At 36.8% G+C, this 23,706-nt stretch carries 18 protein-coding genes; 6 read left to right on the top strand and 12 right to left on the bottom strand.

The features are described from left to right. Positions 1-18: 18 nt before the first annotated feature. The gene (gene pckA / locus H7U17_RS11170; RefSeq protein ID WP_230981384.1) at positions 19-1,566 is read right to left on the bottom strand and encodes a phosphoenolpyruvate carboxykinase (ATP); all 1,548 of its coding nucleotides are present in this window, start codon (positions 1,564-1,566) and stop codon (positions 19-21) included. 356 nt (positions 1,567-1,922) lie between these two features. On the opposite strand from pckA, the gene H7U17_RS11165 reads away from it, so the two are divergent. Further along, positions 1,923-3,503 carry a peptide MFS transporter gene (locus H7U17_RS11165; protein WP_186756803.1) on the top strand — a complete coding sequence of 527 codons (1,581 nt, stop codon included), beginning with the start codon at positions 1,923-1,925 and terminating at the stop codon, positions 3,501-3,503. Between the two features lie 66 nt (positions 3,504-3,569). On the opposite strand, the gene H7U17_RS11160 is transcribed toward H7U17_RS11165, so the two are convergent. The 3 genes from H7U17_RS11160 to H7U17_RS11150 all read right to left on the bottom strand — a co-directional run bounded on the left by H7U17_RS11160 (position 3,570) and on the right by H7U17_RS11150 (position 4,556). After that, on the bottom strand, positions 3,570-3,713 hold the full coding sequence (locus tag H7U17_RS11160; RefSeq protein ID WP_186756802.1) for a hypothetical protein: 144 nt from the start codon (positions 3,711-3,713) through the stop codon (positions 3,570-3,572). Between the two features lie 126 nt (positions 3,714-3,839). Beyond that, positions 3,840-4,040 (bottom strand): hypothetical protein, encoded by a 201-nt coding sequence (locus tag H7U17_RS11155; RefSeq protein WP_186756801.1) that lies wholly within the window; start codon positions 4,038-4,040, stop codon positions 3,840-3,842. A gap of 159 nt (positions 4,041-4,199) precedes the next feature. Further along, entirely contained in the window at positions 4,200-4,556 is a 357-nt protein-coding gene (locus H7U17_RS11150) for a response regulator (RefSeq protein ID WP_186756800.1), read from the bottom strand. A 512-nt stretch (positions 4,557-5,068) separates the two neighbouring features. On the opposite strand from H7U17_RS11150, the gene H7U17_RS11145 reads away from it, so the two are divergent. From H7U17_RS11145 to H7U17_RS11125, 5 genes are all read left to right on the top strand, one after another. Beyond that, a complete protein-coding gene (locus tag H7U17_RS11145; RefSeq protein ID WP_186756799.1) occupies positions 5,069-6,457 on the top strand; it encodes an undecaprenyl-phosphate glucose phosphotransferase in 1,389 nt (462 codons plus the stop codon). A 654-nt stretch (positions 6,458-7,111) separates the two neighbouring features. Then, positions 7,112-8,125, top strand: coding sequence for a polysaccharide lyase (locus tag H7U17_RS11140; protein WP_186756798.1), 1,014 nt, complete (start codon positions 7,112-7,114; stop codon positions 8,123-8,125). A gap of 152 nt (positions 8,126-8,277) precedes the next feature. Then, positions 8,278-9,945 (top strand): polysaccharide lyase, encoded by a 1,668-nt coding sequence (locus H7U17_RS11135; RefSeq protein WP_186756797.1) that lies wholly within the window; start codon positions 8,278-8,280, stop codon positions 9,943-9,945. 192 nt (positions 9,946-10,137) lie between these two features. Next, on the top strand, positions 10,138-11,784 hold the full coding sequence (locus H7U17_RS11130; RefSeq protein ID WP_186756796.1) for a polysaccharide lyase: 1,647 nt from the start codon (positions 10,138-10,140) through the stop codon (positions 11,782-11,784). Positions 11,785-12,100: 316 nt separating this feature from the next. After that, entirely contained in the window at positions 12,101-12,883 is a 783-nt protein-coding gene (locus tag H7U17_RS11125) for a polysaccharide lyase (protein WP_186756795.1), read from the top strand. Between the two features lie 41 nt (positions 12,884-12,924). Here H7U17_RS11125 and H7U17_RS11120 read toward each other — a convergent pair whose 3' ends face one another. From H7U17_RS11120 to H7U17_RS11085, 8 genes are all read right to left on the bottom strand, one after another. Beyond that, on the bottom strand, positions 12,925-13,884 hold the full coding sequence (locus H7U17_RS11120; RefSeq protein WP_186756794.1) for a polysaccharide deacetylase family protein: 960 nt from the start codon (positions 13,882-13,884) through the stop codon (positions 12,925-12,927). Positions 13,885-13,965: 81 nt separating this feature from the next. Then, positions 13,966-15,600: a GNAT family N-acetyltransferase gene (locus H7U17_RS11115; RefSeq protein WP_186756793.1), complete on the bottom strand. Its 1,635-nt coding sequence runs from the start codon at positions 15,598-15,600 to the stop codon at positions 13,966-13,968. Between the two features lie 104 nt (positions 15,601-15,704). After that, the gene (locus H7U17_RS11110; RefSeq protein WP_186756792.1) at positions 15,705-17,318 is read right to left on the bottom strand and encodes a GNAT family N-acetyltransferase; all 1,614 of its coding nucleotides are present in this window, start codon (positions 17,316-17,318) and stop codon (positions 15,705-15,707) included. A 51-nt stretch (positions 17,319-17,369) separates the two neighbouring features. Then, a complete protein-coding gene (locus H7U17_RS11105; protein ID WP_186756791.1) occupies positions 17,370-18,485 on the bottom strand; it encodes an aminotransferase class V-fold PLP-dependent enzyme in 1,116 nt (371 codons plus the stop codon). A gap of 45 nt (positions 18,486-18,530) precedes the next feature. Then, positions 18,531-20,216: a GNAT family N-acetyltransferase gene (locus tag H7U17_RS11100; protein WP_186756790.1), complete on the bottom strand. Its 1,686-nt coding sequence runs from the start codon at positions 20,214-20,216 to the stop codon at positions 18,531-18,533. A gap of 62 nt (positions 20,217-20,278) precedes the next feature. Continuing rightward, a complete protein-coding gene (locus tag H7U17_RS11095) occupies positions 20,279-21,586 on the bottom strand; it encodes a UDP-glucose dehydrogenase family protein (RefSeq protein WP_186756789.1) in 1,308 nt (435 codons plus the stop codon). A gap of 2 nt (positions 21,587-21,588) precedes the next feature. After that, positions 21,589-22,611 carry a DUF354 domain-containing protein gene (locus H7U17_RS11090; RefSeq protein WP_186756788.1) on the bottom strand — a complete coding sequence of 341 codons (1,023 nt, stop codon included), beginning with the start codon at positions 22,609-22,611 and terminating at the stop codon, positions 21,589-21,591. A gap of 107 nt (positions 22,612-22,718) precedes the next feature. After that, positions 22,719-23,696: a glycosyltransferase family 4 protein gene (locus H7U17_RS11085; protein WP_186756787.1), complete on the bottom strand. Its 978-nt coding sequence runs from the start codon at positions 23,694-23,696 to the stop codon at positions 22,719-22,721. Positions 23,697-23,706: the final 10 nt, after the last annotated feature.

Raw genomic sequence — 23,706 nt, 5'->3', positions numbered from 1 at the left:
ACCCGACCTTCTTATATTTTAAATCTTTGGAGCTCCAGAAATTATTTCATCGGAAGCATATTCCGTATATTGTTCAAAATTATGCTGGAATGCTTCGGCAAGTTCTTGGGCTTTTAGATCATAGGCCAGTTGATCTTTCCAAGTGTCCCTTGGGTTGAGGATTTCTTCTGGGACTTTTGGACAGCTTTGAGGTATGGATACCCCAAAAATATTGTGCTGTACATAATCGACACTAACCAATTTGCCTTCTAAAGCCGCAGAGATCATTGCCCGGGTATATTTTAGTTTCATTCTGCTTCCTACGCCGAATGCTCCACCGGTCCAACCAGTGTTTACTAACCAAACATTTACTTCTTGAGCTTTCATTTTTTTACCCAAAAGATCTGCATATTGGGTAGGGTGTAGAGGTAAAAAGGCGGCGCCAAAACAAGCTGAGAACGTCGCTTGCGGCTCAGAGATACCCATTTCTGTCCCTGCTACTTTAGCCGTATAACCAGAAATAAAGTGATACATGGCCTGGCCTGGATTAAGTTTTGAAATAGGAGGGATTACTCCAAAAGCATCTGCAGTTAGGAAGAAAATATTTTTTGGTATTGTTCCCAAAGGAGGTTCTATGGCATTTTCTATATGGTTTAATGGATAGGCAGTTCTGGTGTTTTCGGTCACTTCACGGTTGGTGTAATCAACGGCTCTAGTTTCGGGAAAGAACCTTGTGTTTTCTACTATTGCTCCAAATTTTATGGCATCCCATATTTCAGGTTCTTTTTCTCTGGTTAAGTCAATTACTTTTGCATAACATCCTCCTTCAAAGTTGAATACTCCATTATTGGTCCAGCCGTGTTCATCGTCACCGATTAGTTTTCTGTCAGGGTCAGCAGAAAGTGTGGTTTTTCCAGTTCCAGAAAGTCCAAAAAAAATGGCTGTGTCTCCCTTTTTGCCCATATTGGCTGAACAATGCATGGATAGGACTTTTTCTTGATGGGGAAGAATAAAGTTTAGCACAGAAAAGATTCCCTTCTTGATTTCTCCTGCATAGGCTGTTCCTCCAATTAATATAACCCTTTTACTTAGGTTCAGAATGGCAAAGTTTTTACCTCTGGTACCATCTGTTTCAGGATTGGCCTCAAATTCAGGGGCACAAAGTATGGTAAAGTTGGGCTCAAAATCCTTTAGATCCTCTTTGCTGGGCCTCAGGAACATATTATAACAAAATAGGTTGTGCCAAGCAAGTGTATTGTAAACCCTGATATTTAGCTTATAGCGACTGTCTGCTCCTGCATAGGCATCTCGTGCATAAATTTTTCTGCTTTGCATATGGTGAAGCATTTTCTCATGAAGACTATCAAAATGTTCCTCACTGATAGGTATGTTGATGTCTCCCCACCAAATGGTATTCTTGGTAAGTTCATCTTCTACTATAAACCTATCCTTGGGAGATCGTCCGGTGTATTTCCCTGTGTCGGCCATGAGGCCACCTACATCTGTAAGTGTTCCTTCATTATTGGAAAGTGCATGTTCAACTAGCTCAGCTGGGCTAAGGTTAAAATAAAAATGCTGTTTGTCCATCCATTGAAATTCTATCAATGGGTCTGAAAAGGTGTTTGTTGGGCTAATCATAATTCTTTAAAGATATTTGGGTTACACATGGTGTTTTGTGTTAAACAAATATAGTTTAAATAAGTAGTAAAGTGCCTAAGGTTATCTTAAAAATGTTTGTTTTCAATCGATTTCGGAGGGGTTTTTTAAAGGGTGATTATAACCAGCGTTGTTTGATGAAATGGTGTGATTAACTAAAATTGTTTTCTTTTTTTAGTCCTAAATCGATTAATGATATGTACAATTCGCCTTTGATTTCTTATACAAAAAGAAAAAATCTCTTATCATTGCATTATCTAAAAATATTTTCAGAAAATTAATCCCAAATGATAAACGAAGTGAATACTGATCCTGAAATGGATAAAGGTTTTGATGGACCTTCCTTATTTGGTCATCCGAAAGGTCTGATGACCCTGTTTTTTACCGAAATGTGGGAGCGTTTTAGTTACTACGGAATGAGAGCGCTACTGATATTGTTTATGACCACAGCAGTAATTGATGGGGGATTGGGCTTTGATGATAAGACATCAGGAGCGATTTATGGTCTTTATACAATGGGGGTTTATCTTTTGGCATTGCCAGGAGGCTGGCTGGCCGATAGACTTTTTGGTTTGAAGAAATCAGTTTGGTATGGTGGGATTATTATTGCCATAGGACACTTTACTATGGGAATTCCCGGTATACTGTCTTTGATGGAAGGTAGTCATGGTCCAGCTACAGCTTTGAGTTCACTCGATACCACCACTTTCTTTTTAGGACTTATTTTTATAGTTGTAGGTACAGGATTGCTAAAACCCAATATCAGTTCTATTGTAGGTCAGTTATATCATGAAGGTAGTTCTAAGCGGGATGCAGGTTTCTCTATCTTTTATATGGGGATAAATATCGGTGGGTTTATCGCGCCTATTATATGCAGTACTTTTGCGGAAATAGATTGGCATTTGGGATTTGGTATTGCTGGATTTGGTATGGTCTTAGGCCTGATCCAATATAAGATTACTTCATCCAATTTAGATGGGAAGGGAGATTTAGCAGCTTCTCAAACTCCTGAAGAGGCGGTAAAGCGTAAGCGCTTGGGTCGAGGAGCTTTCCTTACGGCTGTGGTAATTGGGCTTATAATATTGATGATGTTTCAAGGCGTTATTCCTATTAATGCCTCTGCAATAGCGGAAGCATCCTATACGGTTATTGCCATTGTAACAGTCTTGTTTTTTGCCTATGTCCTTGTTTTGGGAGGTTTGGATCCTGATGAAAAGAAAAAGGTAGGAGTTATAGCGATATTGCTTATGTTTTCCGCATTGTTCTGGTCAGGGTTTGAGCAGGCTGGATCTACCTTAAACTTGTTTGCGGAGAGATTTACGGATCGTACAGTTTTAGGCTGGGAAATTCCTACAGGTTATTTCCAGTCCGCTAATTCAATGTTTATTATCATCTTTGCCCCAATTTTTGCTGCCCTATGGGTGAAATTGGGCAAAATGCATTTGGAACCCAGTTCTCCTTTAAAGTTTGCCTTTGGTCTGATATTGTTAGGAGTAGGTTTCTTGGTGATGGTCTTTGCTGCCAAAATTGCCGCATCTGGAGATTTGGCAGGTCCATCTTGGCTATTGTTTACCTATTTGTTTCATACTTTCGGTGAATTGAGCTTGAGTCCTGTAGGGTTGAGTTTGACCACCAAGTTAGCTCCAAAGAAATTCCAGGGACAAATGATGGGAATGTGGTTCCTATCTGTTGCTTTGGGGAACTTGATTGCTGGTTTGATAGCAGGTGAAGCTAGTGGGGAAACTGAGGAGGCTTTGATGCAAATGCCTGATCAATATTTCATGATAGTAATGACTGTGGTTGGCGCAGGTGTTTTATTGATCATACTTACCAAGCCGATTAGAAAACTTATGGGGAACGTTCGGTAGTTTGAAAAAAGAAAGGCAGTCAAAAATGGCTGCCTTTTTTATGTTTTTTATTAAGCGATACTTTGCTTAATGTTCTTTTTTTCCTTTGGAAAATGTTTTTCTAACGTCAATGGAAGAAATTCCTGCACCTAAACCTATTAGGATACAAACGATCAACAAAAAGATTTGAGCTCCAGAACCAAGTGGAGAGTTGAATATTTCTAGCAACATGATGATGATGTTTAGTTGATAAGTCTAATTTTGACGCAATTTAACACCTCGGAATTATTGGACAAAGATTAAACTAAAAAAAAACGAGCTTAACCCCTTGTTAGGTAAGCTCGCTATTAAGAATAATCAGTCGATTTCGTCATCGAAATCACCATAATCGGCAAAGTCCTCATCTATGTCATTCTCATCGAATTTCATTAAGTCTTCATCGATCAAATCCTCATCGTCATCAAAATCGAAGTTGTCTTCTTCAAATTCTGAAGTGAATTTGTCGTCTTCCTCGAAGTCGTCAAATTCATCATAATAGCGCTCTGTTTCTCTTGCCATGATCAATTAAATTAAGTGTAAGGCAGGATTTTTAATGCTATTTACAATAAAAATTAAACTAATTCAAGAGTGAATTAATTGATAGTAAAAAAATAATATTGAAAATCGTAGAATTGTTAAGTTGTTGATTTTTAGGTATGTATAGGTTGCTTTCAGTGGCTATTCGAAGATAGTATGGATGTATTTGGATATAAGGGGTTTGCTAAGATATTTTTTTACTTGCGCATAAGTGTAGGCTTTATTGATATCTCTTTTATCCACGGAGCTTGAAAGAATATAAATTTCAGCATTGCTTTTGTCTGTAGAGAAGCTCTCCAAGAAATCCCAACCATTCATTTCAGGCATATTTAAATCAAGGAACAAATAGTTTGGATTGATCATATATATTTTCTGAAGGGCCTCTTTTGCTCTTTCAAACTTAAAAATTTTGCAGGGTTTTTTGATGTATCGGGCAATTAAGCTTTCAGTTACAAAGGTGCTGATTGGGTCATCATCGATTAATACGATTTTTATCATGTTATGCAAAATACCTTATTTGAAATATATAAATCTATATGTAAAAGTAACTATTTTTTTTGCATCCCAATGCAGATTCGAATATAATTTTCTTTTTTTTAAGTAATTTTTATACACGAAATATCAGTTCATTCTTGATTTGAAGCGTATGTTTTTGATTTCTTGGGCTTTATACTTGGTTGTAATTTTTACTTATCGTTTTGTATTTTGAATCGATTAAAATGAATTTTGAAATAATTATAATGCATTTTATTTGTTTTGAATAGTGAGATATTTTAAATTAGTATAAGATGTGTAAGAAACTGGTAGTCAATTATTTATATGTTTATTTAAGTGGTTGAGAAACGTTAGTGAAAGGATAAAATTCGTGTATGAAAAGAAGTTTATTTAGGTAAATACTGTTGATTGGTAGTTTTGTTTTGAAGTAATGTGACGTTGATCATCATCGTGTTTTGATCATCCTAAATGGATGAGGATGTATTTTGTAACAGTCAATTTTTAAAGTTGTATTTATGAATAGTGCCAATAGATTTGTCTCAGGAATTTTCTTTGTATGGGATGTTATAACCTTAGGTTTAGCCTTTCTTTTATCTATTTATTTGAGTAAAGAAAATGGTGTACAGTCTGTAGATTGGTTGTTGTTTTTTGCACTCACTTCCCTTTGGTTTATCATAGTAATTTGGAGGAAACTTTATTTGTATGAATATAAGGGGGATTATTCAAGTAGGATTTTCAATTATATCAAAGCAAGTGCGATTTTAGTTATTCTGTTTGGACTTATTTATCTCATTTTTACTTTTCCGCCTACTTTTAGGAAAGTTGTTGTCTATTTTTCCATAGGCTTTCCCTTAATCGGAATATCAACAAATTTCATCATTCTAAGTATTATCAATAGGATTAACCAAAATGGAAATGGTTTCAAAAATGTGTTGGTTACAGGGAAGGGAGAAATGGTAAACAAAGTAAATACTTACTATAGAGGTCATCCAAATTTAGGCTATCATATCAAAGGTTTGGTTAAATATAAGCTTGATGATTTTGAGTCTGAAGGTAATGATGAGTCTGTTGAATATGTGAGTGATGTTAATCATATGGGTGAATATATAGAGGCCAATCCCGTGGATGAGATAATAGTAGCACTTCCAGTAAAGTGCTCGAAGGAGATAAAAGAAATTCTTAAGACTGCCGATTATTATGGCACGCGTGTAAGGTTTGTTCCTGATTATGGAAACATTTTAGGAAAGGAATATAAAGTGATCCGGAAGGGTGCGCTGGATATGGTAAATGTCCGTCAAATGCCTTTAGATAATAAATGGTCCTTCTTTCTAAAAGAATGCTTTGATTGGTTGTTTTCCAGCGTTGCTCTTTTGATGTTGTCTCCAGTTTTTGTTTTGGTAGCTTTTCTGATTAAGCTTGATTCACCTGGTCCTGTGTTTTACTGTCCCGTTAGGATTGGACAGGGAGGGAAGCCTTTCAGGGTCTTCAAGTTCAGGACCATGAAAAAAAATGATGAGACAGGTAAGGCGTCTACACAATTCAATGATCCTAGGATTACTAAAATAGGAAAGATCTTAAGAAAATATAGTATTGATGAATTGCCTCAGTTTGCCAATGTTTTTATGGGACATATGAGTGTGGTCGGGCCAAGGCCGCATAGAAGTTTTTTAAATCAAGAGTTCCAAAAGAATGTCGATAAGGCCATGGTAAGACATTACTTTAAGCCTGGTATTACAGGTTGGGCACAGGTGAATGGCTGGAGGGGTCCAACCGAAACTTTTGAGCAGAAAGAACAGCGCATAGCGCATGATCTTTGGTATTTAGAGCATTGGACAATGTGGCTTGATTTAAAAATTATTTATCTGACTATTTTTAGTAGGAAAACACACAAGAATTCTTTTTAAGTAAAGTGTGGAATGTGTGTACTTCCACACTTTTTGTATGTACCTACCCGCTTTTTATACATTTGTTTATTGTTGTTTTTATTGTAAGTGTCTGTTTTTCAGACGGTTTAAGGTTGTAAATTATTTTTAATTATTACACCATTAATAAAAAAAATCAATTAATTAAGCCATCTTTATTAAAATGAGTTTCCACAGAATGTGTATTTGAATACACAGTTTTTCTTTCGTTTTAATAAGATTTCTAATAATCCTCCTATATTTCTTTCGGTTCAATTTTTTATTTATTCAGTTATATTTTTTTTCATTTATTAATGTATGTCGTTGGTTTATGATTTTTGACCACTTGTATTTGTTTTGGCTAAAATGTTGATTTACAGAAGTTTCACTGGCATAGTTATTGGCTAGTTGGGAAACCGAAATCATCCAAAAGATTTTCCATAGGAAAGTAGGGTAATTGGTCTGAAAATCAGCGATTTTCTTTCTAATACGAAATAAATGATCTCGTAAAATTTAAGCTACTGAAAGATGTGGCCTGAGATTGCTGTGCCCTTTTGGATTCCCAAATATTAATAGAGTTAGAAGAAGACGGTAACCACCAGATCAAATAGAGTACCCAACCTTTAAATAAATCAAAATTTAAACTAAAACACACTAATGAAAATCACCAAGAATGTTTTTAAAAGTATGTTTGCTGTTTCCATCTTAGGATTAGCAAGCACTTCATGTGAAATGACCAACCTAGAGGAAGCAAGTATGGAAAGTGCAGAAATCCTAGCTGCTACTGGCCTATCAAGTTCACCCAACATTGTTTACCAAGAAACCTTTGAGGGAAGTGATCCCTTTTCATTTGCACACAAACAATTGTCTGAAGATTATTCACTGACAATTGCTACATCTCCAGTCGTAGATGGATCCAACTCAGGACGCTTTGAACTAAATGATTATGATCCTATGGTTTCCAATGGGACGAGAGCTGAAGTATTGTTTCCAGAGCTTTCTTATAACGAAAGATGGTATTCATATAGCCTCTATTTACCGTCCAAGGATTTTCAAATTGACTCCAATAATGACATTATTAGTCAGTGGCACCAAGGAAGTGGATCAGGAAGTCCGACTACTACATTGAGAATCAAGAATGATCGTTTCTTTTTGAAAAGTGGTCCTACCAAAGAAGAGAGAAAGGACTACGATATAGCAGCAGTAAAGAAGGATGCTTGGAATGAGTTTGTATTTCATATTGTACATTCATCTGGTAGCGATGGCTTGGTGGAAGTTTGGATGAACGGAGAAAAAGTCCTCAATATAGAAGGTGGAAATATGAATAAAGATTATGATCTGCCAAGATGGAAGATTGGGATCTACAAGGACGATTGGAATGGATCGGAAACTACAGATTCAGATAGAAGAGTAATGTTTTTTGATAATGTAAGGCTTGGCAATCAATATGCGAGCTATGAAGAGATGAGCTCGGTATTTGGCGAAAGTAATACCGTTTCACCTGAACCAGAAGAGGAGGAAGAAGCTGTAAGTCCTGAGCCAGAAGAAGAAATAAATCCTGAAGAAGAAACCAATCCTGGTGATGGCAGTGACCTTACTGATGCTTCAAATCCTGAAGCAGGAAACTCAGGTAAACCAATTCCTGGAAAAGGTCACGGAAAAAATAAATAATTCAAAAAATATTATTGGTCAACATCTCCTTCGATAAAATATGTCGATGGCCGGGATTTGATTGTCCAAAAATTACAGGTAGACAAGCATCCTTGATCAATAATCGAAAACAAAAAATAAACAAACGACAACAACGAAAAATTGTAAAATTCATGAAAGTGAACAAAAATCATTTTAGAGGCCTATTAGGCATCACCCTTTTGGCTGGAAGTATCTCCTCTTGTAATATGATGGAGGATAACCTGGAAGGAACCGAAATTCACAAAGCAACAGGTTTATCTACTTCTCCAAATATTCTTTATCAAGAAACCTTTGAAGGAAGTGATCCATTATCATTTACTCACCAACAACTTTCTGAAGATCACTCATTCCAAATAGCCAATAATCCTGTTTTCCAAGGATCTTATTCAGGAAGGTTTGAGCTAAATGACGATGATGATATGGTATCTAATGGTACCAGAGCAGAGGTTTTGTTCCCAGAGCAATCAGAAAATGAAAGATGGTATTCATATAGTCTTTATCTTCCAGCTGATGGGTTTAAGGTAGACAGTAATAATGATATCATCACCCAGTGGCACCAAGGAAGTGGATCAGGAAGTCCTACAACTACATTCAGAATTAAGAATGATCGTTTTTTCTTGAAGAGTGGGCCAACCAAGGAGGAAAGAGTAGATTATGATGTTGCTGAAGTTAAAAAAGACGCTTGGAATGAATTTGTATTCCATATCATTCACTCTTCTGGAAGTGATGGATTGGTAGAAGTTTGGATGAACGGAGAGAAAGTCCTAAACATCAAAGGCGGAAACATTAATAAAAACTATGATTTGCCTAGATGGAAAATTGGTATTTATAAGGATGATTGGAATGGGTCTGAAACCACTGATTCAGATCAAAGAATCATGTATTTTGATAATGTTAGAATGGGAGATGAAAACGCATCTTTTGAAGAAATGTCTTCTATGGGAGAAGAAATAGATGTAGTAGATCCAACTCCAGAACCAGAAGAAGGTAATGAACTTCCGACTGAAGGTTCGGTTCAGAGCTTGACTTTGATCAATACCAGCAGTGATGAGCCAGTTGGTGATTTCCTAAACCAAGCGACTATTGGAGCGAAAGACCATAGACTTTCCATTGTCCCTAACTTTGAGGCTGGAAGCGAACCTGTTGAAGTGAAGTTTGATCTAAGCGGAGCAGCTAATAGAAGTTCTATTGATGACGTAGCTCCATTTGCACTAAGCGGAGATAATGGAGATGGAAACTTCTGGTATGGTGAAGGTCTTTATCCTGGTGATTATGAGCTATTGGTTACTCCTTATTATAATGTAAATGGGCAGAAAGTGGCAGGTCCTGAGCAGTTATTTAGATTTACCATTGTTCAAGCAGATGAGAATGAAATTTTGGATATTACAAACACAATTACAGAGCCAGAAGAGCCAGCATTGCCATCATTTGATATCAAAAGTCTTTCACTTATCAATACTAGCTCTGATAAAATAGTAGGGGAGTTCACTTCTGGAACCACTATCACAGCTAAAGATCATAGATTATCTATCATTCCAAATTATGAAGGTGAAACTCCTGTGGAGGTTCAATTTGACCTAAGTGGTCAAGATGTAAGAAATAACCTTAGTGATAGTGCACCTTTCTCTTTAAATGGTGACGATGGAAATGGTAACTACTGGTACGGAGAAGGATTGTATCCTGGAGATTATGAATTGAAAATTACACCTTACTTCGAGGTTGATGGTGAAAGAGTTCCAGGTCAAACTGAGGTTTTTGTCTTTACTATTGAAGAAGGTAACTCAACTGTAATTGGATAATGAAAATCCTTTAAGTTTTGAGTTAATAAAAGGTGGTACAATCCTAACTAAGATTTGCCACCTTTTTTATGTCCAAAGGGACAAAGATTCTTGAGTTCCTAATAAATCTAAAAACACTAATTAATCATGTTTTGAATGAAGTGGGTTTGACAATGCCACTTCAACAAGTTAAAAATAAATCAACGGAATAATATGCAAAATCAATTAGGCTATTTCAAAGCTTTGACAGCGGTCATTGCTTTGGGGCTAGCGGGAACTGCCTGCGAAATGGTACCAGAAAATGATATTGAAGGAAATGAAAGCTATTCAGCAACTGTTCAGTCTCCAAACATCCTCTATCAGGAGACCTTTGAAGAGAGCGATCCATTTTCTTTTGCCACCATGCAGTATGCGGAATCATACGGATTTGGGGTAACTAAAAGCCCTGTTTTTTCAGGTGATTTTTCTGGTCGTTTTGAACTGAACGATACTGATGATATGGCCTCCAATGGAACAAGAGCAGAAGCATTGTTTCCAAGAATGTCCGAAAAGGAGAGATGGTATTCTTATACACTTTATCTTCCGTCAGCTGATTATAAAATAGATAGTAACTACGATATCATTAGTCAGTGGCATCAAGGAGCAGGAACAGGAAGTCCTACCCTAACATTCAGGGTCACCAATGATCGGTTTCAACTAGAACATGGAGATCATGCTGACAATAGAAAAAAATATGATCTTGCTCCAGTCCAAAAAGATCAGTGGATGGACGTTGTATTTCATGTTGTCCACTCCTCAGGAAGTGATGGTCTCGTAGAGATTTGGTTAGACGGACAAAAGGTGATTGACCTTGAAGGTGGAAATATGGATGCTAGGTATGATTTGCCTAGATGGAAAATGGGTATTTACAAAGATGACTGGAATGGATCCGAAACGACTGATTCAAAGAGAAGAGTACTTTTCTTTGATAATGTAAGATTAGGAAATAAAGATGCTTCTTTTGAGGAAATGAGCTCTATGGGGGAATCTCCTGCGCCAAACCCAGAACCAGATCCAGAGGATGGAAATGAAGTACCAAGTGAGGGACCAATCAAAAGCCTTACTTTAATAAATACGAGTAGTGATGAACCGGTGGGGGATTTTCAATATCAAGCTACCATTGGAGCAAAGGACCATAGGCTTTCTATAGTTCCTAACTTTGAGGAAGGAAGCGAACCCGTTGAAGTTAAATTTGATTTAAGCGGTACTTCCAATAGAAGTTCAATAGATGATGCAGCTCCTTTTTCCCTAAGTGGTGATGATGGTGCCGGTAACTTTTGGTATGGCGAAGGTCTTTACCCTGGTGATTATGAATTATCAGTTACCCCTTTCTATAATGTAAATGGTCAGAAAGTGGCAGGTCCAGTACAGACATTCAGCTTTACCATCACTGCAGCAGATGAAAATGCCATTTTGGAGAGCACAAGTATGATTCCTCATTTACCTGATTTTGATGTCAACAGCCTTACATTGATCAACACTAGCTCAGACAAAGCAATTGGAGAATTCAATTCAGGAGCTAAGATCACAGCCAAAGACCACAGACTTTCTATTGTCCCAAACTATGAAGGTACAACTCCTGCAGAGGTCCTTTTGGAATTAAGCGGAGAAGCCGAAAGAGATAATTTAAGTGAAAGCGCTCCATTTTCATTGAGTGGAGATAATGGCAATGGTAATTATTGGTATGGAGAAGGATTATATCCTGGTGATTACCAGTTAAAGATTACTCCCTATTTTGAAATTGATGGTGAAAAAGTGGCCGGTGAGTCTGAAACTTTCAGCTTTGCCATTATTTCTGGAAAGAAAACTTCTATCAATTAAAAAAGGAAAAGCATTGGGCAAGGATATCTTAGGGATCAGCCCAATGCTTTCTTCCATTTCACTTCTAACAATAATATGAATTATTACTGAGTATAAATTATTACAATCAACCCATTAAGTTTAATTGCAATAACTAAAAAATTGGTGTAGTTTGTTTTGACAGTCTACCGAATCCAAAATAGGATGAAGGTAGGCTGTTTTTTTATTTAAGGTAAATTGTATTCAGTAAGTTTATGTATCGATATTATAGCTCTGTTAGTCAAGTGTTTGTGTTAATTTTTAGTTATATTGTATATAGAACCAATCGAGAAAGGAAGTGTTATTACGATTGATTTTTATTATTTTGATTTGCGCCTGCACAGATACGGATTCATCTGTGGAAGAGGAGATCATAGTACCTACTGGAAACAAGATTTTAAGTAATTCTCTGTCCTTATTGTTTGAAGAAACTTTTGAAGGAAATTCATCTTTCAGTAATATTCATAAACAGTTATCCCATGATTATTCTTTCACCTTAGTTCAGGACCCTGTTTTTAAAGGTCTTTATTCAGGAAGGTTTGAACTTCGGGATACAGATGAAATGGTGGCAAATGGGACTAGGGCAGAGGTTTTATTTCCAGAACAGGTAAGATTGGATAGATGGTATTCTTTTGCTATCTATTTTCCTGCAGTTTCGTTTGAAAAGGACAGTTACCGGGAAATTATTAGTCAGTGGCATCAGGGCGGAGCTGGGAGCCCACCAAATTCTCTACAAATCAGAAATGATCAGCTTATTTTTCGCTCCATTGGTAGGGACAATAGGTATAAGGATCATATTTTGAGCAATGTTCCCAAGGATAGTTGGACTCAATTAGTCTTTCATATAGTGCATGCGCCAAATGATGAAGGTCTTGTGAAGGTTTGGATCAATGGTGAACAAATCCTTCAGTTAAATGGTCGAAATATGAAGTCCGGATATGAAAATCCAAGATGGAAAGTAGGCTTATACAAGTGGGCATGGAATGGCCATAAAACCTCCGACACCAAAAAGAGAGTGCTGTATTATGACGATATTCGTATAGGGAATGAAAATAGTAGCTTAGAAGAAATGACGCGATAGTACGGTCGCTGGGTGAATATTTAGCCAGTCTTTGATGCAGATTAAGATTGCTTTTGGAACTTATATTCAGAATATTCTGTCTTCTGATGAAATACTGTATACCTAAATTTATCCCTGAGGGGTTGCCAAATACCCATCATCCTACATATATTTTCATCCATTGTAGCCCCTTCCAAAAATGCAAATCGTGGGATTTTTAATGGGCTCAGGAGGTTTTGTCTCTTAATGCCTGTAGGTTCACATGTAAATGCCAATTGATAATTTAATTGGTTGAGAATATTGATCTCTCTTTGGGTAAAATCTCCATTTGGGTAGGCGAAAGAAATAACAGGTTTTCCGATCCATTTTTCCAGTTTTTCCTTTGAAGATTTGAGTTCTTTCAAGGATTGCTCATAGGAGCAATTAGGCAATATTGGATGTGTATGCGTATGGGCACCTAGATGTACATAAGGAGATTTGGAAATTCTTTTGATTTGTTCAATATCCATTGCTTCACGCTCCCTGGTTCCTGTAGTAGTTATTTTATTGATCAGTTCTAATCTCTTTGCATTTGGGACCTTTTTAAGTTGCTGCACATCAGGTATACCCTTTTGGTGAATTTGATTAGCATGCATGACCTTTGGCCACCAATAGTTCCCTGTTTCGACGGCTTCGGTTGCAATAAAAATACAAACAGGTATTTTATGTTTATTGGCTACCTTGACTATGTTTTCCTCATTGTTTTTCCAGCCATCATCTACTGTGATCATAATAGCTCCTTTGGGAAATGGCTGCTTGTTTTGAGCTATCATAAGTAAGTCCTCAGGGGAAATGAATTGAAAATCATGTTTTAAGAGCCATTTTACAGCTGACTCAAATTCCTTTTTACTGGGGTCATGAAAGTAAACGGCCAAGATATGTTCGCCATTCATAGATCTTTGGATGGCATTTTTTACCATGCCTGTACTGATCATTGTTTGTGCAAGGCCCCATTTAAAAATATTACTGAAATTGGGTTTCATACTTTGTTTTATTTGGGTTATTCTACGGTCTTAAAAATGTATTAATTTCCTAAAAATTAGGCTGAAATTAATATTAACAGTCTAATTTGGAACCTTTATATCCATTAAAATTTTCTGAATTTTTTTATTATTGGTATAGAAAAGTAATTCTTTACCTTCAATAGTTTTTAATGATATAAGCTTCAGTATAAATGGTTTGATGTGATTGTTGCCTTTATTTCCTAAGTAAAATTCCTGAAATATGCCGTTCAGATTGGAAAGCTTGATTTGGTCAGCAGTAATTAGACTGTTTTTGGGAATTTCTGTAAACCAAGCTAAAGTTTGCAGTTTGCCTTCCTTCACATAAGTCCAACATTCTTGCCCTTCTTCGAATTTTTTCATACAGTCCATTAGAAAGGCCTGCATGGGAAGAGTTTCATGGTTTGCTTCATATTTTAACAAATCGTTTAGGTTGTTTTTTTGAATATTTAAGGTAGTATCATTTTTAATCTTATTGTTTATCACAATGATCTGAACTGATGTTTTACTCATTTTATTTGAATAGGCTTTTTGTAAGTGAAGTAATGGCCCTTGCTTTAGCAAGTGCTTCCACTTGTTTTTTACAAATAGTAAATGGGATTTGATTTTTCTTAATCGGGCTTCATTATAGCCTATACCCTTTAATTGTTTTTTTGTGTTTATTATAAAATTGTTTTTCCATTCATTGATCAGAACTTTTGAGGGACTTTGTATAGTCAACTCGTAGGCTGTCTTGAATTCACTCGCTAAGCTACTTTTATAGGTGTCCGCTCCAGGTGTCAGGTCAAATATTTCAATATTTTCTGCTTTTAGATCTTGGGCTAACATCAAAAAGTGGAGGATCCCGGGAGAGTGTTTTGCATAGAAGGGCGAATGGGTATTAATGCCTTGCAGGTGGACCCAATTTTTTCCCATTACTCCTACATTGGAAGCGATGATTTCTTCGTTTAGTTTCAGCAAGGAGACATGCAACAATCTATTTTTAAAGAGCCCCATCATAAAATCTCTTCTCAATGGGTCTACTTTAAATAGCATGCGGTTATAAACTGCCCCTTTTCTGAAGTCACTTTGTATAATTAATTCATCTAAGATTTCAGTAAATTCATTCCATTCATTGATTTTAATGAATTGAAGTTCTCCTTGTCTTTTTAGTCGGTTGAGTTTTTCTCTCTTATTCTTTTTTTTGATCTCTAAATATGGTTTCTCACTGAATGTTGAAAGAATGGGATGCCTGTGGACTTTTATTTGGCTTCTTTTTTTCCAAAAATGCTTTTGAGAAAATGTTTCAAGTGGAATTCCTTCTGGTAGATACTTTAAATGTATTGCTTCAGGAGAAATCTTATTCCAAAGCATATGAAGTGATCGGTCTAGAAAATATTGACAATTTGTAGTCTGGTACACCCAAACTTGGTATTCGGCTTGGTCTGCTCCCGCACCTATTAGGTGCTTTCTTTTGTCCAGTGCCAAGGGGAAAATCCCAGTAATTTTATCTGCTATAGTTTCTAGGATTAGAATGGGGGTATATTCTTTTTGATATAATTCATACCAACTGCTTACAAATTCCAATCTTTGAAAAGCAGTAGCCCAGGGGCATGCATCGATCAAGGGGTTCCATAGTTCTGAGATATCTGACCTAGAAAGCCTTTTGAGCACTTCTTCCCCAAAAAGTAATTCTATTTCTGGAGCTGAGCTTTCCATAAGGGATGAATTTTTATTGAAGAATAACTTTTCTGATGTCATGTTGCTTCAAATTAAATTTGAAATAATAAATCAAGGTTTATACTGATACATCGATCTTAAGATTAATTATTGATGACGATCTGGTCAGTTTTAAAAGTGATTTGAATACGCTGATATAGATCAGTTAAAAATAGATTTTCCATGGATTTATCATTGATGAAATATTGATTGATTATCACTTTGGAGGATAAATCTGTTTTGCTTTCATTTTTTTTATTACTTGGTGTTATCACCCAGGCGCAAAATTGAAGTTCTTGGTCTTTTGAAATAGAATAGGAGATTTGGCCATTTTCAAATCTTTTTAAAGCATCCTCCAGAAATTCCCACCTTGTTAAGGTGCTTTTTTGCTGTTTATAATTGAGGAGGTCCCCAAGGTGATTTATCCTAAATGGTGTAGGGACTTTGTTAATGGATTGAACTGTAGTGACTTTGATCTGTTTTGGTTTAGAAGAGGAAAAAGAACCTTTTATAAGGGACCAAATCCAAGAGAATAGAAAGTATTGGTATTTGTTTTTGATCAGGTATACGGTTTTCTCAAATTGCAATTTGAATTTTTGGGGAAGGATGCCATAGTTATATAGTCCATCAAAAAAACTTTTTCGGGCGGCCCTTTTGCACTTAAATGATTTGTTTTTTGTTATGACCAATTCATAAGCTAAATCATGGTGGGTTGCCAGTCGATCTTTATAAGGGTCATTTCCCGGAGTAAGGTCAAAAACCTCTATATGCTCAAAGTAAAATTTTCTTCCAAGCATATATAATTGGACGAGTCCCGGAGAATATTTGGAATGAAAAGGCGAATGGGAAATGAGTCCTGCCATATGAACCCAGTTTTTATCGGTCATGGAAATTATAGAAGCAGTTATTTCATCGTTCAATTTTAAAACACTGACATGGAGTATATTTGCTTCAAATAATTCTTTTAAAAACAGTGCTTTGTTTGGGTCTTCTCGGAATTGATTTTTATTGAATAATGCCCCTTGCCTAAAGTCATATTGGTCTCTTAAAAAGTTTAGCAATTCTGAGAATGCTTTGGGATCTTTTATCTCTTCCAATTTTAAATTCCCAGCCTTATTGATTCTATTGTATTTTGCTTTAAGGTGTCTTTTTCGGAGCAAATTTGGAAATTCAGGATGATAGGTATCCATAAGCGGCCTTTTTGAAGCCTGTAGGATTACTTTTTTTTTCCATTTGTGACTCTCTATCCAACTTAAGGGGGTGTTCGGTGGAAGGTACCTGAAAATTACTTTGCATTTTGGGAATTCAGTCAGTAATAAATTCAAGGCATTCGTAATGAATGAATTATTATTTTCTTTGGTAAGCCAGACTTGGTATTCTGAATCGAACTCACCTGCTCCTAGGATTTTTATTCTGGATTTTTTCTTAAGTTCTTTTAGAGGTACGGCAAGATGCACCATTCCTATCACGGTATCCTCATATTGCTCAGTGATGATTATCGGATGAAACTTTTCTTGGTATGTTCTGTACCAAGAACTGATGAAATATCTATGTTGGAATACGGTTGCCCAGGGACAGTTGATATAGAGATTATCCCAGCTATTTTGAAATCTACGATTAGAAAGAAGGTCAAAAGCTTCTTTTCCCCGGTGAAGATTAAGGGAATAGATTTTATTTTTCGAATCTATTCTCTCCTTGAAAATAGTATTACTTGACATAAAAATATCTTAGATTAAATAATAAAAGATTGGATATAAAATATCAACTGTTTAGGCATATTCAAGGGCATAAAGTGCCTCTTTTGCAGCCTTTACAATTTGGTCCAATTCGGTTTTGTTGAGTTCCTGATGAACAGGTAAAGCTAAAATTGTTTGTCTGAGTTTTTTGCTGTGTGGAAAATTTTCCACTGGTAAGGAAGGGTGGGGATTGATCCAAAATAATAGCCCCATAACCCCTTTTTTTCTCATCAGATTTAGGAAATTTTCAGGGTTTTCTAATTCCACAGGGAATGCAAAAGGACTTGCGCCATCAGGTAAATCCCTAAATGGAAGTGGAACAACATCAACTAAATGTTTGAGTAGATAGGTATAATTATCTCTTCTGATTTGAGCAGTTTCTTCAGAAAGTAATTTCGGAAGTAGGTTTAAGCTCATTTTGGATGCAGGTGTGTTTGGATCATTCAAATCAAATTCCTGATGAGGTCGATCCCATTGTTTTTTAAGCCATCTTAAAGCAGGACTAAACACAAGGTGCACCGATCCCAATTCAGGACGGTGGGTGGCTACCCAGTTAAAATGTCGCTTAAATACTCGCCACATTCCAGAGCTTTGGTTTTTAGCTGGTGATGAAGGTGGAGCTGTGCTGACCACTGCACCACCATCTGGTATCCCGTAAGTTTTATAGAGACAAAAAACCCCAATTTGGCCATAAGAACCCAAAGGTTGGCCGTCATAGGTAGCCAGAAAAGACTGCGCTGCATCCTCAATCATAATAATATGATGTTGATCACACCATTCTTTCCAGAATTTTACGTTTTGGGGAAAGCCTAAATAATGTATGATATAAAATGCTTTGACACTTTCGTCTATAAGTCCTTCAAGCTCTTCTTCCTCAGGTTCAAGCATTTCATTGAGTTCATAGTATCTGAGCGTCAGTCCTGCTTGAATAAGCGATTCTATCTCTGAGCCATGATGATATGCGGGGACAAGTATTACATCACCTTCCTTGAGTCCAATGGTTTTGCAAGCATTCCAAATAGCATGTCTGGCTAAGCTGAATATCCTGCAATTTTCCTGGTCCAAAGGAAATGGTGTGAAATTGCTGGGGGGTCTAAAATAGGTGTCTGGTGGTAAGGTGGGCCAGATGGCCATTCTTCTTAAACTCATATATGGAGTCCTCCTGACTCAGGTTGGTTATGATAAAAGGATGTTTTAGGATGCTGCTGATGCTAATTCTGCTACTTTTTGTAATAATTGGCGTTCTTTATTATTGATGCTTAGAAATATCTTGTCATGATGTTTTAACTGCTGTATTTTCTGTGCAATACTTGTTAAAAACAAACCCAGTCGATCTTTAATAGCTGGATGATATCCTATATCAACCACTACCGGGTGCTTTTCTGATTCAGGCAGTTGTTTTTGATATAATTGTTCCCATCTTCCGGGCTCAGCAAGCCATGCATATCCAAGTAACTGGCCATTTTCGACCCAGGTAATGGCATGAAATTCATGGGCAAACTTCAACATGGCATCTTTCAAAAAGTCCCAAGAGCTGGTTCCCTTTTGGTTTTCTTCGTAATTCAGCAAATCCTTTAAACTGTCCATTTTGACGATGGGAAATTCTTTGTTTGGACTGCTATGGAAAAGGTGTAGATCGGCTCCGCTTTTTGTGTTTTGTAGTTGTAGGTGGGAAATAGTTGTGACTATTCCTTTGGACTTCAAGTTTCCTACCCAATGCTTTAAATTATATTTTGCTTTTTTCATTGAAAGCTGAAGGGACATGGGACGAATATTGAATTTCATCAAATATTTGTGTAACTGATATTTTACAAATTGTCTCTTCTTGAACATGGAGGAGTGCGGAATACAAAGTTCCGTAACAAAATCATGGTCATTGGCCATTCTTTCTTTATAGGCATCACCTCCGGGTGTCAGATCAAATTTTATTTTGGGGTCATGAGACAGTAATTCACATAAAAGGATAAAGTGTACAAATCCCGGAGAATGGTTTCCAAAAATAGGTGAGTGTGTGTTGATGGCACCTAAGTGGTACCAATTGTTTTCTTTAAGTCCCAATATTGAAGCAACTATCTCATTATCCACCTTCAGTATAGTGGTGTGTAATAATCCAATTTTAAAGAGTTTTTGAAGTAGTTGGATTTTTTCTGGATTATCTGAAAACTGACTTTTATTAAACATGGCAAGCTGACGAAACTCAAACTGTTCTATCAGAATGGGAAGAATCTCATTGAACTCTTCCAGATCGGAAATTTTTTCAAATGATAAGTTACCTAGCCTTTTGAGGCGGTTATATTTATTTTTGAATTCCTTTTTTCTAAATAGTTTGTCGATTTGTGGATCATTCATTCTTACCAGTGGCCTTTTATATGCTTGTTTAACACAGTTCTTGTTCCAAGTTTCATGTGCTTGGAGCCAATTCATGGGCACTTGAGGAATTAAATACCTGAAATAGATATCACATTGAGGAAATTCTATTTTGATCAGTTCTAAGGCTCCTGTAATAAAATCATCAGAATTGGTTTTATTGGCCAGCCAGGATTGGTATTCTGCTTCATAATGTCCAGCACCAACAATTTTGCTCTTTATTTTTTGGTGTTTTAATCGTTTTCCTTTAATCAGGGCGGTCATGGCAAGCAAGCCCTTCAATTCACCTTCCTCTTCTTCTATTACCATTATGGGGGTATATTCCTTTGAATAGGTTTCATACCAAGCACAAACAAACAGTCTGTTTTGGAAAACGGTACTCCATTCACATGATTCATATAATTTGTCCCATTGAGATTGGAAATCAGGATCCTTTATACGCTCCATCACTTCCTTTCCCGTCAATAAATGGGAAGTAGGGTGGACGACTATTTTTTGATTTGTTTCAATCATTTTGATAGGGGTGTGGGTGAATTAAACAATTGTCAAAAAGCACTAGGGCTTAGTTAAAGGGATTACCAGCAAAGGCCTTCATAATTAGGAAGTTCCTTTAGTTGATCTACCCTTACTAAATCAATGACTTTTGTTTTCTTTTCCAATAAAGAGATATAGGGAGTTGGGTCGAAATTTTTGTGATTGACAATGATTACATCTGCATCATTTATAGCTTGCCCCAAATCATTGGAAAGGAGCTCGGATAAATGGGGGAGTTTATCATTGATATAGGCTTCATTGGCACCGATCAGTTTTGAAAGCTGCACATTCTTATCAAATATGGTAAGGTGATAACCTTTCCCGATGAGTGTTTCTGATAGATCCACAGAAGGACTGTACCTTAGGTCATCTGTGCCTTCCTTGAAGCTTAAGCCAATCATACAAACATTCTTTTTCCCGCTATTTTCGACTATGGTATAGGCCCTTTTTTTTTGGTTTTCATTGGAAGGTGAAATACTACTCAGGACAGGTGTGGTAAGGTAATTGTCATGTCCAAGGGTTACCAATCCTTTTAGGTCTTTTGGTAAGCAAGATCCTCCATAGGCATATCCCGGTTTAAAGTAAGTACTGGAAATATTCAAATGCTTGTCCATACAGAATAGGGACATTACCTTATGAGAATCAATATTCAGCGCCTTACAAATATTACCTACTTCATTGGCGAAGGTGATTTTCAATGCATGAAAGGAATTGTTGACATATTTGATTAATTCCGCAATCTTGATATCAGTTATTTCTACAGGTGCATCAAGCTGTTCATAGATAGAGGCTACTTTTTCCAAAGCTTCCTTATGGTCTCCTCCGATGACTGTAACTGCTGGATGATAATAATCCTTGACTGCTGAACCTTCCCTAAGAAATTCAGGGTTGGAAATGACAGTGAAATCTTTTCCCCTTATTTTTTGGGAGTTTTCTGCAATGATTTCCCCAACCTTATGGTTGGTGCCAGGAAGAACGGTACTTCTTATAACCACGATATGGAAGCTGTCTTTTTCCCTTAATGCCTGTCCGATTCCCTCTGCAGTTCTATAAATATATGAAAGGTCCAAATGCCCTTGGGGAGAAGAAGGAGTGCCAACGCAAATAATGCTGATTTCAGTGTTATTGATTGCCTCATCCACACAGGTGGTCGCGTTAATTTTCCCCTCTTTATGGGCCTTATGAATAATTTGATCGATGTCTTTTTCCAAAATAGTTGGCTGGCCCTTGTTGATTAATCCAACTTTAAACTTATTGACATCTACACCAGTGATATGATGGCCATTTTGAGCAAGACAGCCTAAGCTTACGCATCCAACATAGCCTAATCCAAAAATTGAAATATTCATAATTAATGTCTTTTATAGTGTTGTATTTTTTCTTTCATAAAGTCAACCATATCGCACCAACCATTCATCAGTTCTTCCCTTATCTTGAGTTGTTTGTTTTGGTCGAAAGGACTTGAAATAGTACGATTGATATAGGTTAAGGCTGATTCTCCAGGTAAATGTTGCAAAAGGCCCATATCCATGAGAATTTGATTGGCACGCATCGTTCGAATACCGCAGTAAACACTAGGTACGCCCAGCATGGCACCTTCTCTGGCCATGCTGTCGCCAGAGGAGATTACAAGCTTGGAATAATATATCAGCGAGTGTATGTCATTCACGGGCTCTTGGAGAATTTCCCAGGATTTGGGATATAGGGCTTTTTTACTTTTATCTTCGAGGGATAGCAGTACCTTGGCATCTGGTGCCATCTCTTTGGAAAAGCTCTGGACTATATCTGCCTGCTGTCCGTAATAGTTGAAGGACTTATTGCTGACTTCCCTAATAAAAACATACTCATAAGGCTTAAGGCCTTGTTGCTTAGGTATATCAGGATTTGGTTTAAACCTTTTTGGGCTTAAATAACTCCATTCTTTGAGGCAATTAAAGGTGGACACTTTTCCATTGGCTGCCACAATGGGAGGGAAGAATAATTGATCGGATAATATTTCATTGATCTTATTTACTTTTCCCCTCTCCGGATCATCATAGAACTGTATGATGGGAGTGGAGGTAAGTTTACATGCCATAGCTAAGGGGATACTACTGGCTGCTATGCAGATTTCATAATTGTTTTTGTTGATCAAGGAAAGAAAGGAGGCTGTTCTTTTCAGATTTCCATTCCAAATAATCGACCATTTGGTACCCTTACTGCTTCCCACCGGAATTGGCGTAAATTCAGGATATTCAGCTTGGATAATTTTGGGCAATTTCCCCCTTTTAAGATAGCAAATGGTTACTTCTGAGCCTTCCTCTTTAAGTTCTTTGGCAAGTGCCTTGAACAAGTTGAGCTGGGCAGGATGTTTAATGTCAATTAGCAGCTTCATAAGCAGATTTAGTAGTTTTTCCTTTACAGTAAAAAATAGCCAAATAGGGACTGCTTGGAGACTTTGATTATAAAAGTGAATTTAGGTTTTTGGAGGCATTGAATGCTTCAGAGCTTGTAGGATTCTTGGGAAGTTATACTGGTACTTTTTCCCTTATTGACCTCCTGGTAGATTTGATTTATTTTCTGAGCAATTTGCTGATTGTCAAATTTTTCTAAAATCGGGTTCCTGTTGCGGATGCGGAGTTTTCTTTCAGCAAGGTATTTGAGGTAATAGACATAATCATCCACTGTTTTTGGGACGATAAAGCAATTGTCAACTTTTTCGCATATAAACCTGATATCGCCTACGTCATTGGTAATAACCGGTAATGAATTCAAGATAGATTCTTTAATCACCTGTGGACTTCCTTCCATATGGCTGCACAATAACATGACATCAGCAGCTTGCATGAGTTGTGTAATTTGCTCTCTGTGATAGCCTTTCAATTCTATGAAAATCACTTTGTGGTGGCATTTATCCTTAAAGAAGTTGATTACTTTAAATGCAAATTCAGGATCCTTTTCTTTTCTGTCAAAACTCGATGAAAAAAGAATGATAAAATCATCATCGCCCCAGCCTTTTTCCTGTCTGGTCATTTTTCTGAAATTCAATTCTATTTGGGTGTCAATACCACAGGGTATAATGGAATAGTTTTTATGAAAAAATTTTGACATTTTATGCGATACCAAGATGTTGTGGGCGGAATAATTTGCTGCAAACAAAGAGAAAATCCTCTCACTACCTTTATTGATATCACTTCCGTGAAAGGTTATTATCACCTTTACTTTCCCCATTGCTAAGAGTCTTGCCATGATTACCGCTATAGCAGAAAGGCCATAGTGTACATGGATAATTTCTACAGCACGGTTTTTTATTCTCTTGTAAATTGAAAAGCTGGATTTAATATATCCTAAAAGGCCTCCTTCATTGATCAAATAATGCTCAATTTGATGTCCATAATGATTGGACAGGATATTAGCTTGTTCTTGAATAAACGGATGGGGTTTATTGGTTTTCGATCTACTTACATAAAGGATTTTCATTGAATTATCG

Origin of the sequence: Echinicola salinicaeni (assembly GCF_014280965.1) — a bacterium.
GTDB classification, from domain to species: Bacteria; Bacteroidota; Bacteroidia; order Cytophagales; family Cyclobacteriaceae; genus Echinicola; species Echinicola salinicaeni.
This window is presented reverse-complemented; position numbering and strand designations above follow the sequence as displayed.

Excerpts from the sequence above, each read along its gene's own strand:
- pckA (WP_230981384.1), bottom strand. The coding sequence starts at position 1,566 with ATGGACAAACAGCATTTTTATTTTAACCTTAGCCCAGCTGAGCTAGTT.
- H7U17_RS11165 (WP_186756803.1), top strand. The coding sequence starts at position 1,923 with ATGATAAACGAAGTGAATACTGATCCTGAAATGGATAAAGGTTTTGAT.
- H7U17_RS11160 (WP_186756802.1), bottom strand. The coding sequence starts at position 3,713 with ATGTTGCTAGAAATATTCAACTCTCCACTTGGTTCTGGAGCTCAAATC.
- H7U17_RS11155 (WP_186756801.1), bottom strand. The coding sequence starts at position 4,040 with ATGGCAAGAGAAACAGAGCGCTATTATGATGAATTTGACGACTTCGAG.
- H7U17_RS11150 (WP_186756800.1), bottom strand. The coding sequence starts at position 4,556 with ATGATAAAAATCGTATTAATCGATGATGACCCAATCAGCACCTTTGTA.
- H7U17_RS11145 (WP_186756799.1), top strand. The coding sequence starts at position 5,069 with ATGAATAGTGCCAATAGATTTGTCTCAGGAATTTTCTTTGTATGGGAT.
- H7U17_RS11140 (WP_186756798.1), top strand. The coding sequence starts at position 7,112 with ATGAAAATCACCAAGAATGTTTTTAAAAGTATGTTTGCTGTTTCCATC.
- H7U17_RS11135 (WP_186756797.1), top strand. The coding sequence starts at position 8,278 with ATGAAAGTGAACAAAAATCATTTTAGAGGCCTATTAGGCATCACCCTT.
- H7U17_RS11130 (WP_186756796.1), top strand. The coding sequence starts at position 10,138 with ATGCAAAATCAATTAGGCTATTTCAAAGCTTTGACAGCGGTCATTGCT.
- H7U17_RS11120 (WP_186756794.1), bottom strand. The coding sequence starts at position 13,884 with ATGAAACCCAATTTCAGTAATATTTTTAAATGGGGCCTTGCACAAACA.
- H7U17_RS11115 (WP_186756793.1), bottom strand. The coding sequence starts at position 15,600 with ATGGAAAGCTCAGCTCCAGAAATAGAATTACTTTTTGGGGAAGAAGTG.
- H7U17_RS11110 (WP_186756792.1), bottom strand. The coding sequence starts at position 17,318 with ATGTCAAGTAATACTATTTTCAAGGAGAGAATAGATTCGAAAAATAAA.
- H7U17_RS11105 (WP_186756791.1), bottom strand. The coding sequence starts at position 18,485 with ATGAGTTTAAGAAGAATGGCCATCTGGCCCACCTTACCACCAGACACC.
- H7U17_RS11100 (WP_186756790.1), bottom strand. The coding sequence starts at position 20,216 with ATGATTGAAACAAATCAAAAAATAGTCGTCCACCCTACTTCCCATTTA.
- H7U17_RS11095 (WP_186756789.1), bottom strand. The coding sequence starts at position 21,586 with ATGAATATTTCAATTTTTGGATTAGGCTATGTTGGATGCGTAAGCTTA.
- H7U17_RS11090 (WP_186756788.1), bottom strand. The coding sequence starts at position 22,611 with ATGAAGCTGCTAATTGACATTAAACATCCTGCCCAGCTCAACTTGTTC.
- H7U17_RS11085 (WP_186756787.1), bottom strand. The coding sequence starts at position 23,696 with ATGAAAATCCTTTATGTAAGTAGATCGAAAACCAATAAACCCCATCCG.